The following is a 13,601-nucleotide window of genomic DNA, read 5'->3' as shown; positions in this document are numbered from 1 at the left end:
CACGCGCGCGTGCCCCGCACCAACGGGCCGGTCGGCGACGGCGACAGCGATCCAGGCCGCGTCCCGCAGCCCACTCCCGTCACCCACCTCGGCGCGAGTACCGGACACCATGAGAAAGGAGCCCCCTTGCTTCCGGGCCACCCGCTCGGGAAAGGCAAGAGCGGCGACGAGCCCGACGGCGTGATCGTCGGTGGGGGCACCACCAAGGCGCGCCCCATCAGGAGCGCGAGACTGTGACATGTGCGGCTCCGCCGCGTGGGCGCGACCGGCCACGGACGGCCCGCAGGTATCGAACGGCGCATCCCGCGGAGCGCTGGGCGCGGGCGCCGACGCGGCCCGCAGCCGCCGGACCTCCGTGCGCCACCGCCCGGCATAGGCGTCACCCCCACGCCGGGCGGCCCGCAAGGCAGCGGAAAGATCATCCCCGTACTCCCGCGGCGGCTCCTCACTCAAGAGGGCGACCACCTCCGCGGAGCGCTCGGCACCCACGGAGCGCCCCGCGTCCAGCAACGCCCGCCCCAGCCGCGGATGCAGCCCGAGCCGCGACATCCGTACACCCCGCTCCGTCGGACGCCCGTCGGAGCCCACCGCGCCGATGGCCTCCAGAACGCCCCGGGCGGCCGCCATGGCGCCTCCCGGCGGCGGATCCAGCAGAGCCAGCCCCGAGGCGTCGGGATCGCCCCAGCAGGCCGCCTGGAGGGCGAACGCCGTCAGGTCGGCCACTTTGATCTCCGGCGCCGGGAAACGCGTCAGCCGCCCGTCCTCCGCCTCCGCCCAGCACCGGTACACCGCACCCGGGGCCTCACGCCCGGCACGCCCCGCCCGCTGCCGACCGGCCGCCTGCGAGGCCCGTACCGTCGCCAACGCGCTCAGCCCCCGCGCGTGATCGACCCGCGGCTCCCGCGCCAGGCCGGAGTCCACGACCACCTGCACGCCCGGAACCGTCAGCGACGACTCGGCCACCGACGTGGCGAGGACCACCCGGCGCCGCGTGCCCCCGGACAGCACCGCGTCCTGCACCGCGGCCGGCGCCCGGCCGTGCACCTGAAGCACCTCGACGTCACCGAGCCCGCCGAGCTGCCCGGCGACCCGCGCGATCTCCCCGACACCGGGCAGGAAGCACAGGACGTCCCCGTCGCGTTCGGAAAGGGCCCGCCGCACCACCGACGCCACATGCGTCAGCAGCACCGGGTCCACCCGCATGCCGTGCGGCGGCCGCACAGGGCGTACGGGCGGCGCCCAGACCACCTCGACCGGATGGGACACACCCTGCGCCTCGACCACCGGCACCTCGCCCAGCAGCCTCGCCCACCCCTCGGCGTCGGTCGTCGCGGAGGCGGCGACCAACCGCAACTCGGGGCGCAGGGCGGCCTGTACGTCCAGCAGGAACGCGGCCACCGTGTCCGCGTCCAGGTGCCGTTCGTGGCATTCGTCGAGCACGACCACGTCGACGCCCGCCAGTTCCTGGTCCCGCTGCAGCCGTTGCAGCAGCACACCGGTCGTGACGACCTCCACGCGCGCGCGTGGCCCCACGACCCGCTCCCCGCGCACCGTGTACCCGACGCTCTCGCCGGTCTTCTCACCCAGCAGCCACGCCATCCGCCGCGCGGCCGCCCGCGCCGCGATCCGCCGCGGCTCGGCGACGACGACCCGGCGTACGGGCCCGTCGCCGACCAGACCGGCGAGGACGAGCGGTACGAGGGTCGTCTTGCCGGTGCCGGGCGGCGCGACCAGCACGGCACCGCCGTGCTGGTCCAGGACCTCGCCCAGGCCGGGCAGCGCACCGCGTACGGGCAGGACGTCCAGAGCGTCGTAACGGATCACACGCTCAGTCTCTCCCCCGGCCTCCGGCCGGGGGAGCCCCCGTCTCGCTTCGCTCGCACACGAAGATCGCCGACCCGGGGATGAGGTTTCCCCGAAGGGGCGACCAGCCGCCCCACTCCTGGGTGTTCCAGGCGGGCCACTGCGGCTCGACCAGGTCGACCAGCCGGAAACCGCCCGCCACCACGTCCCGGACGCGGTCGCCGACCGTCCTGTGGTGCTCGACGTACACCGCGCGGCCCGCGTCGTCCTGCTCGACGTACGGCGTGCGGTCGAAGTACGAGGAGGTCACGGTCAGCCCCTCGGGGCCGGGCTCGTCGGGGAAGGCCCAGCGGATCGGGTGCGTGACGGAGAAGACGAACCGGCCGCCGGGCCGCAGCACCCTGTGCACCTCCTTCAGCACCTTCACGGGGTCCGCGACGAACGGCAGCGCCCCGTAGGCGGAGCACGCCAGGTCGAAGGAGGCGTCCGCGAACGGCAGCGCGCCGGCGTCCGCCTCCACGAGCCCCACTCCCTTGGCGCCGATCCGCAGCGCGTGCTGGAGCTGGCGGTGCGAGAGGTCCAGGGCGACCGGACGGGCCCCCTGGGCGGCCAGCCAGCGCGAGCACTGGGCGGCACCCGCGCCGATCTCCAGGACGTCCTTTCCGGCCAGTTCCTCCATCGGTCCGAGCAACTCGGCCTCGATCTCGTCGAGACCCTCGGGGCCCCACACGAAACGGTCGTCGCCGAGAAACGTGCCGTGCTCGACCTGGTACTCGTCCGCGTTCCGGTCCCACCAGCCACGATTGGCGCGGGTGCTCTCGCCGGACCCCGCCTCCCGTCGTGTCGCCTCGGGCTCGAACGGTTCGGGCTCTTGGATGATCGGCTCCCTCGTACTAATCTGCGGGCTCTTCCGTCCGACCCGTCCCCGGCGGCCGTCACGCAAGGGGCGCCGCAGGGCCCTCGTGGCCTCGTGAGACAGGTCTTGTGCCGGGTATGCGGCGATCCGCCCCGGGTGTGCGCCTTCGCGCATTGACCCTGTCCGGCTGCCCCCGTATGCTACAAGTTGCGCTGCGGGCCTGCGCTCCTCAGACGTAGCAGGCTGCGCTCGCATCTGTTGTATGTCCCCTCGGTTTTCGAGGCGCCACCGGCAAGTGTTCGTCATTGAACACGCCCGGATTCGGCGCTTCCTTGGCTGTCCGGCTTCTTCAGAGCGAAACGGGCTCCCGGCGTAAGCAGTACCTACGACTCACTGTCCGTACCGGAGCCCTTACCCACATGACGAGCAGCACCGAGACCACCGCCACCACCCCGCAGGTTGCGGTCAACGACATCGGTAACGAGGAAGCCTTCCTCGCCGCGATCGACGAGACGATCAAGTACTTCAACGACGGCGACATCGTCGACGGCGTCATCGTGAAGGTCGACCGGGACGAGGTCCTGCTCGACATCGGTTACAAGACCGAAGGTGTCATCCCGAGCCGCGAGCTCTCGATCAAGCACGACGTCGACCCCAATGAGGTCGTCAAGGTCGGCGACGAGATCGAAGCCCTTGTTCTCCAGAAGGAGGACAAGGAAGGCCGCCTGATCCTCTCGAAGAAGCGCGCCCAGTACGAGCGCGCCTGGGGCACCATCGAGAAGATCAAGGAAGAGGACGGCATCGTCACCGGTACCGTCATCGAGGTCGTCAAGGGTGGTCTCATCCTCGACATCGGCCTCCGTGGCTTCCTGCCGGCTTCTCTCGTCGAGATGCGCCGTGTCCGCGACCTCCAGCCCTACGTGGGCAAGGAGCTCGAGGCGAAGATCATCGAGCTGGACAAGAACCGCAACAACGTGGTCCTGTCCCGCCGCGCCTGGCTCGAGCAGACCCAGTCCGAGGTTCGCCAGACGTTCCTCACCACCCTGCAGAAGGGTCAGGTCCGCTCCGGCGTCGTCTCCTCGATCGTCAACTTCGGTGCCTTCGTGGACCTGGGTGGCGTCGACGGTCTCGTTCACGTCTCCGAGCTCTCCTGGAAGCACATCGACCACCCCTCCGAGGTTGTCGAGGTCGGCCAGGAAGTCACCGTCGAGGTCCTCGACGTCGACATGGACCGCGAGCGTGTCTCCCTGTCGCTGAAGGCGACGCAGGAAGACCCGTGGCAGCAGTTCGCCCGTACGCACCAGATCGGTCAGGTCGTCCCGGGTAAGGTCACCAAGCTCGTTCCCTTCGGTGCGTTCGTGCGCGTCGACGAGGGCATCGAGGGTCTGGTCCACATCTCCGAGCTGGCCGAGCGCCACGTGGAGATCCCGGAGCAGGTCGTCCAGGTCAACGACGAGATCTTCGTCAAGGTCATCGACATCGACCTCGAGCGTCGTCGCATCAGCCTCTCGCTGAAGCAGGCCAACGAGGCCTTCGGTGCCGACCCGGCGACGGTCGACTTCGACCCGACGCTGTACGGCATGGCCGCGTCGTACGACGACCAGGGCAACTACATCTACCCCGAGGGCTTCGACCCCGAGACCAACGACTGGCTCGAGGGCTTCGAGTCCCAGCGTGAGGTGTGGGAGACCCAGTACGCCGAGGCGCAGACGCGCTTCGAGCAGCACCAGGCTCAGGTCATCAAGTCCCGCGAGGCGGACGCCCAGGCCGAGGCCGAGGGTGTCACCACCCCGGGTGCGGCTCCGGCCGCCTCCAGCGGTGGTGGTGGTGGCGGCGGTTCGTACTCCTCGGAGTCGGACGACAACTCCGGCGCCCTGGCGTCGGACGAGGCGCTTGCCGCGCTCCGCGAGAAGCTGGCCGGAGGCCAGAGCTGATCGCTCACCCTCCAGGCAGTAACTAGCTGGTGACTGCGGGCCCGCACCCTTCTGGGTGCGGGCCCGCAGTGCGTTCACCTCGCGCGGGCCGGTCTCTGCTGTGCCGGATGCCGGATGCCGGATGCCGCGCGCCGGGCATCCGTGGCCGAGGCGTTCGGTCGGCCGGAAGGCCGCGGTTTGCAGAAACTTGCGGGATACATGAATAACTGACGGGCCGTAACCGGCCATTGGGAGGCTTCCTCGGTCGTTCAAGATCGAGAAGGGGAGCCCCCGTCATGGCACAGCCTCAGAGCGGTCCTGGTACGAGTCGGCGTTCGTTCCTGCGCAAGGTGGGCCTCACCGGCGGCGCGGGCACGATGTTCGCCACCATGGGGGCCCTCGGCCTCGCCCCCACGGCCCGGGCCGCCCAGCGCGAACTGCCCTTCCACGCCCCGAAGCCGAGCGACTTCACGCTCACCGGACGCGGCGCGGCCAAGGTGGTCGTCGTCGGCGGCGGCATCGCCGGCCTCACGACCGCGTACGAACTCGGCAAGGCGGGCTACGACTGTACGGTCCTGGAGGCCAGAGACCGCACCGGTGGCCGCAACTTCACCGTGCGGGGCGGCGACACCACCACCGACCTGTACGGCAACAGGCAGACGGCCCGCTTCGGCGACGGGCAGTACATGAACGCGGGCCCGGCCCGTCTGCCCCAGTGGATGGTCACTCTTGACTACTGCCGCGAACTCGGCGTCCCGGTCGAGGTGTTCACCAACGTCAACGCGGACGCGTACCTCTTCAACGAGTCGGCCGGCATGACCGAGCCGATGCGGTACCGAACGGCGAAGGCCGATGTCTACGGGTACGTCTCGGAGTTGCTCGCCAAGGCCACCGACACGGGCGCACTCGACGCGGAGTTGACCGCCACCGACCGGGAGAGGCTCGTCGAGTTCCTCAAGGACTTCGGCGACCTGGGAGACACGCTGGACTACACGGGCGGCGAGCGCCGCGGATACGACGTCGTCCCCGCGGCCGCGGGCACTCCCGGTGTGCTCCTCGGCGACGTCCCGTCCGCCTCCGAGGTGTTCGCGAGCGGAGTCGGCCGCTACTTCTCCTTCGAGTTCGGCTTCGACCAGGCGATGCTCATGTTCCAGCCGGTGGGCGGCATGGACCGGATACCGCGCGCCCTGACGAGGGCGATCGGGGGCCATCGCATCCGCACGGGGGCCGTCGTTTCGAGGATCACCGACAAGGGGAGCGGCGTCACCGTCACGTACACCCAGGGCGGCCGGACCAGGAGCATCGACGCCGACTACTGCGTCGGTGCGCTGCCGCCCAACATCCTCGCCAGGATCCCGCACAACCTCGGTGCGGGCGTACAGACCGCGCTGGAGGCGATCACCCCGTCGTCCGCGGCCAAGATCGGCCTGGAGTACCGCTCGCGCTGGTGGGAGCTCGACCACCGGATCTACGGCGGCATCACCGAGACCGACCAGGACGTCACCCACATCTGGCACCCGTCCCACGGCTTCCACGGCGAACGCGGCGTCATGATCGGCTACTACAACTACGGGGCCGACGCGGACGCGTACGCGAAGCTCACGCCCAAGGAGCGCGAGACGCGTGCCGTCGCCGCGGGCGTGAAGATCTACGGGGCGAAGTACCGCACCGAACTGGCATCCTCCTTCTCCCACCACTGGCGCCAGACGCCCCATCTGGAGGCCGCCTGGCACACGACCACCGGCGGTCCCGACCACGCCCGCTACAAGCCGCTCAACGAGCCCACGGGGCGCGTCTACTTCGCCGGCGACTGGCTCAGCTACACGGACGCCTGGCAGCACGGCGCGTTCACGTCCGCCCGCAAGGCCGTCACCGCGCTCCACGCGCGCGTGCTGGCCTCGTAGCGCTGTCATTGCGTCGTTGCCCTGTCAGGGCGTCATTGCGCTGTCATGGCGAGGTCAAGGCGCGGTCGCGGCGCATGAGAAGCCGGTAAAAGGGGGCAGCGAACGGGCGTGGCGGGGAATGCTCGTGTCCTGGTCCGCGTTGTGGAGTACGAACACGAGGAGGAGCGGTCACTGTGCTTGATCCGCAGGGTTTGTACGCATGGGAGCCGAAGGGCCTGGCTGTCGTCGACATGGCGCTCGCCCAGGAGTCGGCCGGTCTTGTCATGCTCTACCACTTCGACGGATACATCGACGCGGGCGAGACCGGCGACCAGATCGTCGACCGGCTGCTCGACTCGCTGCCCCATCAGGTCGTGGCCCGCTTCGACCACGACAGGCTCGTGGACTACCGCGCCAGGCGCCCGCTGCTGACGTTCAGGAGCGACCGCTGGGCCGACTACGAGGAGCCCACGCTGGACGTGCGGCTCGTCCAGGACGCCACGGGCGCGCCGTTCCTGCTGCTCTCCGGCCCCGAGCCGGACGTCGAGTGGGAGCGCTTCGCCGCGGCCGTCCAGCAGATCGTCGAGCGCCTCGGCGTGCGCCTGTCCGTGAACTTCCACGGCATTCCCATGGGCGTACCGCACACGCGCCCCGTGGGCCTCACACCGCACGGCAACCGCACGGATCTCGTCCCGGGCCATCGCAGCCCCTTCGACGAGGCGCAGGTCCCCGGCAGTGCCGAGTCGCTGGTCGAGTACCGCCTGATGCAGGCCGGACACGACATCCTGGGCGTCGCCGCCCACGTGCCGCACTACATCGCCCGCTCTCCGTACCCGGACGCGGCGCTGACCGTCATGGAGGCCATCACGGCGGCCACCGGTCTGGTCCTGCCCGGCATCGCGCACGCCCTGCGCACCGAGGCGCACCGCACCCAGACCGAGATCGACCGGCAGATCCAGGAGGGCGACGAGGAACTGGTCGCGCTCGTCCAGGGACTTGAGCACCAGTACGACGCGGCCGCGGGCGCCGAGACGCGCGGCAACATGATGGCCGAGCCGGTGGATATTCCGTCCGCGGACGAGATCGGGCTCGAGTTTGAACGCTTCCTTGCGGAGCGGGAGGGCGACGCGTAGCGCTCCGCTTTGAGGGCCGTATTCCATCTGCGGGTGGGCTGTGGCTTTGCCCGCAGTTCCCCGCGCCCCTTCGGGGCGCGTCCGTCCGTTGGCGCCCCGGCGAGGCGGTGTCGGTGGTGGGTTCTAAGCTCGTGGTCATGCTGAAGGTTGGTCTGACCGGTGGGATCGGGGCCGGCAAGAGTGAGGTGTCGCGGCTGCTCGTGGAGCATGGCGCCGTGCTGATCGATGCCGACAGGATCGCGCGGGAGGTCGTGGCGCCGGGCACCGAGGGGCTCGCGGCGGTCGTCGATTCCTTCGGCGAGGGCGTGCTCGCCGAGGACGGCAGTCTGGACCGGCCCAAGCTCGGGTCGATCGTCTTCGCGGACGCCGAGAAGCTCGCCGTACTGAACTCGATCGTGCACCCTCTGGTGGGCGCCCGTTCCCACGAGCTCGAAGAGGCCGCCGCGCAGGACTCCGTGGTCGTGCACGACGTTCCCCTGCTCGCCGAGAACGGCCTCGCACCGCTCTATGACCTCGTGATCGTCGTCGACGCGAGCCCCGAGACCCAGCTCGACCGGCTCGTACGGCTGCGCGGCATGACCGAGGAGGACGCCCGCGCCCGCATGGCCGCCCAGGCCACGCGCGACAAGCGCCTGGAGATCGCGGACGTCGTCATCGACAACGACGTACCGCTGGAAGACCTGGAGCGGCGCGTACGGGACGTGTGGGCGGATCTGGTCCGGCGGGCCCGGGGCGCCTCGGAATAGTGGGCCCCTCGGGGGCGTTGATTCCCTGCAGTGAGGGAAGGACTCTGCCGTGCCCGAGACCAGCGGATTCACCGGACGTACTCCGGAGACGCATGTCATCGACTTCCGTGCCGCCGAGCAGTTGCTGGCCGCGCGGGATCCGCGGGGTGCGGTGAAGCTGCTGGACCGGGTCATCGCCGCACATCCCGAGAACACCGCGGCCCGGCTGCTGCGCGCGCGTGCCTTCTTCGCGGCGGCGCAACTGCGGCCCGCCGAGCTGGAGTTCACCATCGTGCTGGAGCGCGAGCCGGACAACGCGTTCGCGCACTTCGCGCTCGCCCGCACCTACGAGCGCTCCGGCCGCTCCGACCAGGCCCTGCGCCACTTCAGGCTCGCGGCGGCGCTGGACCCGCAGCCGGAGTACCTGGCCGCGGCGCGCTTCGACTCCTGACGCGCCGGACGACTTCCGTGGCGCGGAACGAGTTGTGAGACGCGGGACGACTTCCGGCACGAGGCCATTGGCTCTGAGAGTCACGGCGCTGAAGTGTGCGCCCTAGAGGCGGTGTTCCGGGGGTCGGTACGGCGGGATGTCGGGGCCGGGCTGGTAGTGGGGTCCCTGGCGGATGTGCCTGAGGACCATCGCCAGATCGACGGTGACGATCAGCCACAGCACTCCGCAGGCGATCGCCCAGCCCGGCCGCCCGGCGAGGAGGAACGCGACCGTTCCCGCGATCGCCCAGATCAGCCCCCACACACTGAGCCAGAGGCGCGCTCGCAGCACACTGCGCGCAGTCGTCGGTTCACTGCCTGTACGCATCGGGACCACTGCTCCTACGGGGAAACGTACTCTTCGTGGTGCACGTTCACCAAGAGGCGGACGAACGGGGAGCAACTGTGCTGGTGGAGGAGCTGCGGGCGGACGAGAGGCTCGCCGGATGGCTGAGGGACCTGGAGAGCGAGGGCGAGCCCGACGGTCCACGGGCGGAGGACGTCCTGCCGGACGCGATCGCGCTGCCGGACGTCCTGCTCGACCTGTCGGTGCCGCACGAGTACGTGAACGAACTCGTCGCGCTGCGCGGCCGGCTGGTGGCGGACCCGGAGGCGATGACGCTGCTGCGGCGGTGCGTCGCCCGGTTCGTGCGCGGCATGGGGGAGATCGGCAAGGGGTGGGAGCCGCCCGCGTTCCCGGAGTCCACCGGAGCGCTCGGGCGTACCTTCCATGTGTTCGTCTTCATCGCCGCGCTGCCCTATGTGCGCGCCTATCACCTGCAGCGGGGCGTGCCGGCGGACGTGTCCCGGCGCACCCTCGCCGACCTGGGCCGGCACATGGCCGTGCACAGGCGACGCGTCGGCACCAGCGGGCTGCTGGTGCCCTGGTGGATCGGGCTGCACTTCCACGGGGAGCTGTACCAGCTGGGCCGGCTGCAGTTCCAGCGCGCGCGGCTGGGCGGCCACACGGGGGAGGCGGCCTCGGCCGCTGGACTCGACACCGGCCCCGGCGACCTCTGTCTGAGCGTGCACATCGCCGACTTCAGGGGACCTCTTTCGCCGGAGGCCTGCGACCAGTCGCTGGTCCTGGCCCGGGAGTTCTTCGCCCGCCACTACCCGGACGAGCGCTACGCGGTGGCGGAGTGCCACTCCTGGCTGCTCGACCGGCAGTTGAAGCGGTACCTTCCGGCGGACTCCAACATCGTGAGTTTCCAGGACCGGTTCCAGGTCGCGTACGAGGAGACGAAGGCGGACGACAAGGGTCCCGTGGGATTCGTCTTCGGCGACCCGGAGCTGCCCGTGGAGGAGTTGCCGCGGCGGACCAGGGTCGAGCGGGCGGTCGTGGACCATCTGCGGGCGGGCGGTCACTGGTACGGCGGACATGGCTGGTTCGCGTGGTGACCGAAAGATTTGTGACCAGCTCACGCCAGTAACGGTCAACTACCGTTCAGTTCCTGGCCAGTTCACGGTGTCACTCGAACGGGTGGTGTGGGCGGTGGTGGGAACGGGGCGGCGGGCACGGGCCGTTGGGCTGGTATGACGATCGAGATGCGTGAGGGATACGAGGGGACAGGACCCGGCGCCATCACGCCGGACGGCTGCGCGGTGGAGCTGTACTCGCGGCTGTCCGTCGGGGACGAGCCGGACATCATCGCCGGGGCCGTGCCGGCGGGGGCGCACATTCTCGAACTGGGCAGCGGTGTGGGGCGTATGACCCACCCGCTCCTGGAGCGGGGCTTCACGGTGACTGCCGTGGACGAGTCGGCCGAGATGCTGGAGCGGGTGCGTGGGGCGCGCACGATATGCAGCCCCATCGAGACGCTCGACCTGGCGGGGGAGAAGTTCGACGTGGTGATGCTCGCGTCGTTCCTCGTGCACAACGGAGACGACGGGGTGCGGCGCGGAATACTCGACGCCTGCCGGAGCCATGTCGCGGACGACGGGTGCGTGCTGATCCAGCGCGAGGGGGAGGACTACCACTCGAACCTGCCCCGCGAGCGGCAGGATCCGAGCGGGTTCACCATCCGGATGCTGTCGGCGGAGCCGGTGGGGAACGGGGTCAACTCGGTGCGGGCGGAGTATGTGTTCCCGGACGCGGTGTGGACGCAGACGTTCCTCGCCCGGCCTCTCACGAAGGAGGCGTTCGAGGAGGCGCTGGGGGAGTCGGGGCTGAAGGTCGACCGGTATCTGACGGAGGACCGGGTGTGGGTGCGGGCGGTGCCGGCGTGATGGCTTGACGGCCTGTTGGCCTGTCTACCTGCCGGCGTGACGGTGTGGCGGCCTGAAGAGGGCGAAGTCCCCTTGCCGGGCAACGAATTCTTCGTGCGGCGATGAGTTTCGGACACCGGGCCGGTCTTCCTCTGTGACAGCAACGCGCACCGCTTCACACAGGAGATCCCCATGTCCGAGACCACCGCTTCCGTCACCTCCGGCACCGTCATCGCCGAGTCCGCGACCGCCCGTGGCCGTCGTGCCCGCCTCGCCCTGCGGGGACTGCAGGTGCTGCTCGCTCTCTTCTACGCGTTCGCGAGCGCGCTGCCCAAGCTCATCGCGCATCCCTCGGCGGTCGAGGTGTTCGACGAGATGGGCTGGGGCAGCGCGGGGATGTACAGCATCGGCGCGCTCGAACTGGCCGGTGCCGTCGCGCTGTTGATCCCGGTGCTCTCGTCGGTGGCGGCGGTGTCCCTGGGCGCGCTGATGGTGGGCGCGTTCATCACCCAGATCACCGTCTTCGGAGGGGAGAACGCGGCGACCCCGCTCATCCTGATACTTCCGCTGGCACTCATAGCCTGGGCCCGGCGCAGGGATGCCGCGGAGCTGCCGAGGCTGGTCGGCGGGCGCTCCTGAGAGCAGGCAAGGCTCGGCGCGGTGGCTGGGGGCCGGCGCCGGGTCTGCCGGGGCGCCCCTTCAGGGGCGCGGGGAACTGCGCGACCAGCCACCGACGGCCCGCACCCGGCGTACTGGCCCTTCCAGCGCACGCCCTCCCACGGCCAAGGGTCAAGACGCAGGGGTCCCGGGGCCGCCATCAGGCGCCCCGAGCCCCCGCAAACGCTCCAGCTCGCGCCGATCCCGCTTGGTGGGCCGCCCCGCACCCCGGTCGCGCACCCCCGCCGGGGCGACGGCCTCGCGAGGCGGAGGCGGCGGACTGTTGTCCACAAGGCACTCGGCGGCGACAGCCGCCCCCACCCGCTTGCGGATCACACGCTTCACGACGACGACCCGCTCCCGGCCGTCGTGCCGCAGCCGGACCTCGTCACCGACGCGGACGGTGTGCGCGGGCTTGACGCGTTCGCCGTTCACCCGGACATGGCCTCCGCGGCAGGCGGCGGCACCCATCGAACGGGTCTTCACCAGGCGCACGGACCAGATCCAGCTGTCGACGCGCACGGTCTCACCGGTCGCGGGCGCGGCCGCTTTCGCGGCCGCCTTCGCGTCGGCCACGGCGGCGTCGGAGCCGCCCGCGCCGGTCCCGTCCCTGCCGTTCCCCTGAGTCCCTGAAGCCATGGTCCGACCTTAGTCCTCGACGGGCGGGCAGCCGGAACCGTTTTCCGCCGGGCATACCGTGGGGGGCATGGAGCAGGAGTACGGCCTGGCCGAGCTGGACGAGCGGATCGCCGGGTGCCGGGCCTGCCCGCGGCTGGTCGACTGGCGGGAGGAGGTGGCCCGGACGAAACGGGCCGCCTTCGCGGACTGGACGTACTGGGGCCGCCCGGTGCCGGGCTTCGGGCCGCCGGACGCCTCGCTGCTGGTGGTCGGACTCGCGCCCGCGGCACACGGTGGGAACCGGACCGGGCGGATGTTCACGGGAGACCGGTCCGGGGACGTGCTGTACGCGGCGCTGCACGATGTGGGGCTGGCGTCCCAGCCCACCTCCGTGAGCAGCGACGACGGGCTGGCCCTGCACGGCGTACGCGTCACCTCGCCCGTGCACTGCGCACCGCCCGCCAACAAGCCCACGCCGGAGGAGCGGGACACCTGCCGGCCCTGGCTCGTGAGCGAGCTGCGGCTGCTCAGGCCCACCCTCCGCGCGGTCGTCGTGCTCGGTGCCTTCGGCTGGCAGGCCGCGCTGCCCGCGTTCGCCGAGGCGGGATGGACGGTGCCCCGGCCCCGGCCGGCCTTCGCCCACGGGGCACGGGTCACGCTGGACGGCCCCGACCGGCCGCTGGAGCTCTTCGGCTGCTTCCACGTCAGCCAGCGCAACACCTTCACGGGGCGGCTCACCCCCGAGATGCTGCGAAACGTGCTGCGCACGGCGGCGAAGGCGGCGGACCTGCCGACCCGACCGTACGAGGGCTAGCGTCGCGCCCGGTCCCGTTCGCCCGCCGACTGTACGAACTGCAGCTCAAGGGTGGCCGGGGGAGGGGCGATACCCGGGCCGCCTGCCTGCGCCCAGCGGAGTATCTCGTCGGTGCAGTCGTCGCCCATCGACCAGCCGATCCACACGGGCCGGCCGCCTCGCCTGCGGCCCTCGCCCGACGGCTGTACGACGATGATGTTGGCCTGATCGCACGGGCCGAGGCAGTCCGTCGTACGGACCGCGAGGCGGCCGCCGGAGGCCTCGGCCGCGGCGCGCAGCCGGTCCAACTGCCATTCGTGGTCGTAGCCCGGGTACTTGCGCGCGTCGCCGCAGCAGCAGCCGCGGCAGACGACGAGCGTGCAGGGACGGGTCCTCGCGGCACCGACAGCCGTACGGACGGTCACGCTTCTCCCTCGGAGCCGGAGCCGGAGCCGGAGCCGGAGCCGGAGCCGGAGCTGGAGCCGGAGTTGGCATTGGCATTGGCATGGGAGGCGGGGTTGGG

At 70.9% G+C, this 13,601-nt stretch carries 14 protein-coding genes; 9 read left to right on the top strand and 5 right to left on the bottom strand.

Annotated features, from left to right (window positions below):
- Both O3Q52_RS34615 and O3Q52_RS34610 read right to left on the bottom strand, forming a co-directional pair.
- Positions 1-1,824, bottom strand: a 1,824-nt coding sequence (locus tag O3Q52_RS34615) for a helicase-related protein (RefSeq protein ID WP_269652598.1), incomplete at its 3' end; no start/stop codon positions are given.
- 4 nt (positions 1,825-1,828) lie between these two features.
- Positions 1,829-2,833 (bottom strand): class I SAM-dependent methyltransferase, encoded by a 1,005-nt coding sequence (locus tag O3Q52_RS34610; RefSeq protein ID WP_269652597.1) that lies wholly within the window; start codon positions 2,831-2,833, stop codon positions 1,829-1,831.
- Positions 2,834-3,078: 245 nt separating this feature from the next.
- Here O3Q52_RS34610 and rpsA point away from each other — a divergent pair, with 245 nt between their 5' ends.
- From rpsA to O3Q52_RS34585, 5 genes are all read left to right on the top strand, one after another.
- Positions 3,079-4,593 (top strand): 30S ribosomal protein S1, encoded by a 1,515-nt coding sequence (rpsA, locus tag O3Q52_RS34605; protein WP_269652596.1) that lies wholly within the window; start codon positions 3,079-3,081, stop codon positions 4,591-4,593.
- A gap of 356 nt (positions 4,594-4,949) precedes the next feature.
- Positions 4,950-6,476 (top strand): FAD-dependent oxidoreductase, encoded by a 1,527-nt coding sequence (locus tag O3Q52_RS34600; protein WP_269652599.1) that lies wholly within the window; start codon positions 4,950-4,952, stop codon positions 6,474-6,476.
- A 173-nt stretch (positions 6,477-6,649) separates the two neighbouring features.
- Positions 6,650-7,588, top strand: a complete 939-nt coding sequence (locus O3Q52_RS34595) for a PAC2 family protein (RefSeq protein ID WP_269652595.1) — start codon at positions 6,650-6,652, stop codon at positions 7,586-7,588.
- Positions 7,589-7,725: 137 nt separating this feature from the next.
- Positions 7,726-8,334 carry a dephospho-CoA kinase gene (gene coaE / locus O3Q52_RS34590; protein WP_269652594.1) on the top strand — a complete coding sequence of 203 codons (609 nt, stop codon included), beginning with the start codon at positions 7,726-7,728 and terminating at the stop codon, positions 8,332-8,334.
- Between the two features lie 49 nt (positions 8,335-8,383).
- Complete coding sequence (locus O3Q52_RS34585) at positions 8,384-8,764, top strand: tetratricopeptide repeat protein (protein WP_055617514.1); 381 nt, start codon at positions 8,384-8,386, stop codon at positions 8,762-8,764.
- Between the two features lie 102 nt (positions 8,765-8,866).
- Here O3Q52_RS34585 and O3Q52_RS34580 read toward each other — a convergent pair whose 3' ends face one another.
- Positions 8,867-9,130 carry a DUF6343 family protein gene (locus O3Q52_RS34580; protein ID WP_143637625.1) on the bottom strand — a complete coding sequence of 88 codons (264 nt, stop codon included), beginning with the start codon at positions 9,128-9,130 and terminating at the stop codon, positions 8,867-8,869.
- Positions 9,131-9,165: 35 nt separating this feature from the next.
- On the opposite strand from O3Q52_RS34580, the gene O3Q52_RS34575 reads away from it, so the two are divergent.
- From O3Q52_RS34575 to O3Q52_RS34565, 3 genes are all read left to right on the top strand, one after another.
- The gene (locus O3Q52_RS34575; protein ID WP_269652593.1) at positions 9,166-10,203 is read left to right on the top strand and encodes an acyltransferase domain-containing protein; all 1,038 of its coding nucleotides are present in this window, start codon (positions 9,166-9,168) and stop codon (positions 10,201-10,203) included.
- A 147-nt stretch (positions 10,204-10,350) separates the two neighbouring features.
- Positions 10,351-11,031: a bifunctional 2-polyprenyl-6-hydroxyphenol methylase/3-demethylubiquinol 3-O-methyltransferase UbiG gene (locus O3Q52_RS34570; protein WP_269652592.1), complete on the top strand. Its 681-nt coding sequence runs from the start codon at positions 10,351-10,353 to the stop codon at positions 11,029-11,031.
- A gap of 171 nt (positions 11,032-11,202) precedes the next feature.
- On the top strand, positions 11,203-11,649 hold the full coding sequence (locus O3Q52_RS34565; protein WP_269652591.1) for a DoxX family protein: 447 nt from the start codon (positions 11,203-11,205) through the stop codon (positions 11,647-11,649).
- A gap of 150 nt (positions 11,650-11,799) precedes the next feature.
- On the opposite strand, the gene O3Q52_RS34560 is transcribed toward O3Q52_RS34565, so the two are convergent.
- Positions 11,800-12,243 (bottom strand): RNA-binding S4 domain-containing protein, encoded by a 444-nt coding sequence (locus O3Q52_RS34560; protein WP_332112973.1) that lies wholly within the window; start codon positions 12,241-12,243, stop codon positions 11,800-11,802.
- A 130-nt stretch (positions 12,244-12,373) separates the two neighbouring features.
- Here O3Q52_RS34560 and O3Q52_RS34555 point away from each other — a divergent pair, with 130 nt between their 5' ends.
- Positions 12,374-13,099: a uracil-DNA glycosylase gene (locus O3Q52_RS34555; protein WP_269652589.1), complete on the top strand. Its 726-nt coding sequence runs from the start codon at positions 12,374-12,376 to the stop codon at positions 13,097-13,099.
- Here the strand turns inward: O3Q52_RS34555 and O3Q52_RS34550 are convergent.
- Positions 13,096-13,503, bottom strand: a complete 408-nt coding sequence (locus O3Q52_RS34550; protein WP_269652588.1) for a (2Fe-2S) ferredoxin domain-containing protein — start codon at positions 13,501-13,503, stop codon at positions 13,096-13,098. The genes O3Q52_RS34555 and O3Q52_RS34550 overlap by 4 nt on opposite strands.
- Between the last annotated feature and the right edge of the window lie 98 nt (positions 13,504-13,601).

The sequence above is a fragment of the Streptomyces sp. ActVer genome (assembly GCF_027270795.1).
In the GTDB taxonomy this organism is placed as follows: domain Bacteria; phylum Actinomycetota; class Actinomycetes; order Streptomycetales; family Streptomycetaceae; genus Streptomyces; species Streptomyces umbrinus_A.
Note: the sequence above shows the minus strand (reverse complement) of the source record. Positions and strands in the feature narration are given on the sequence as shown.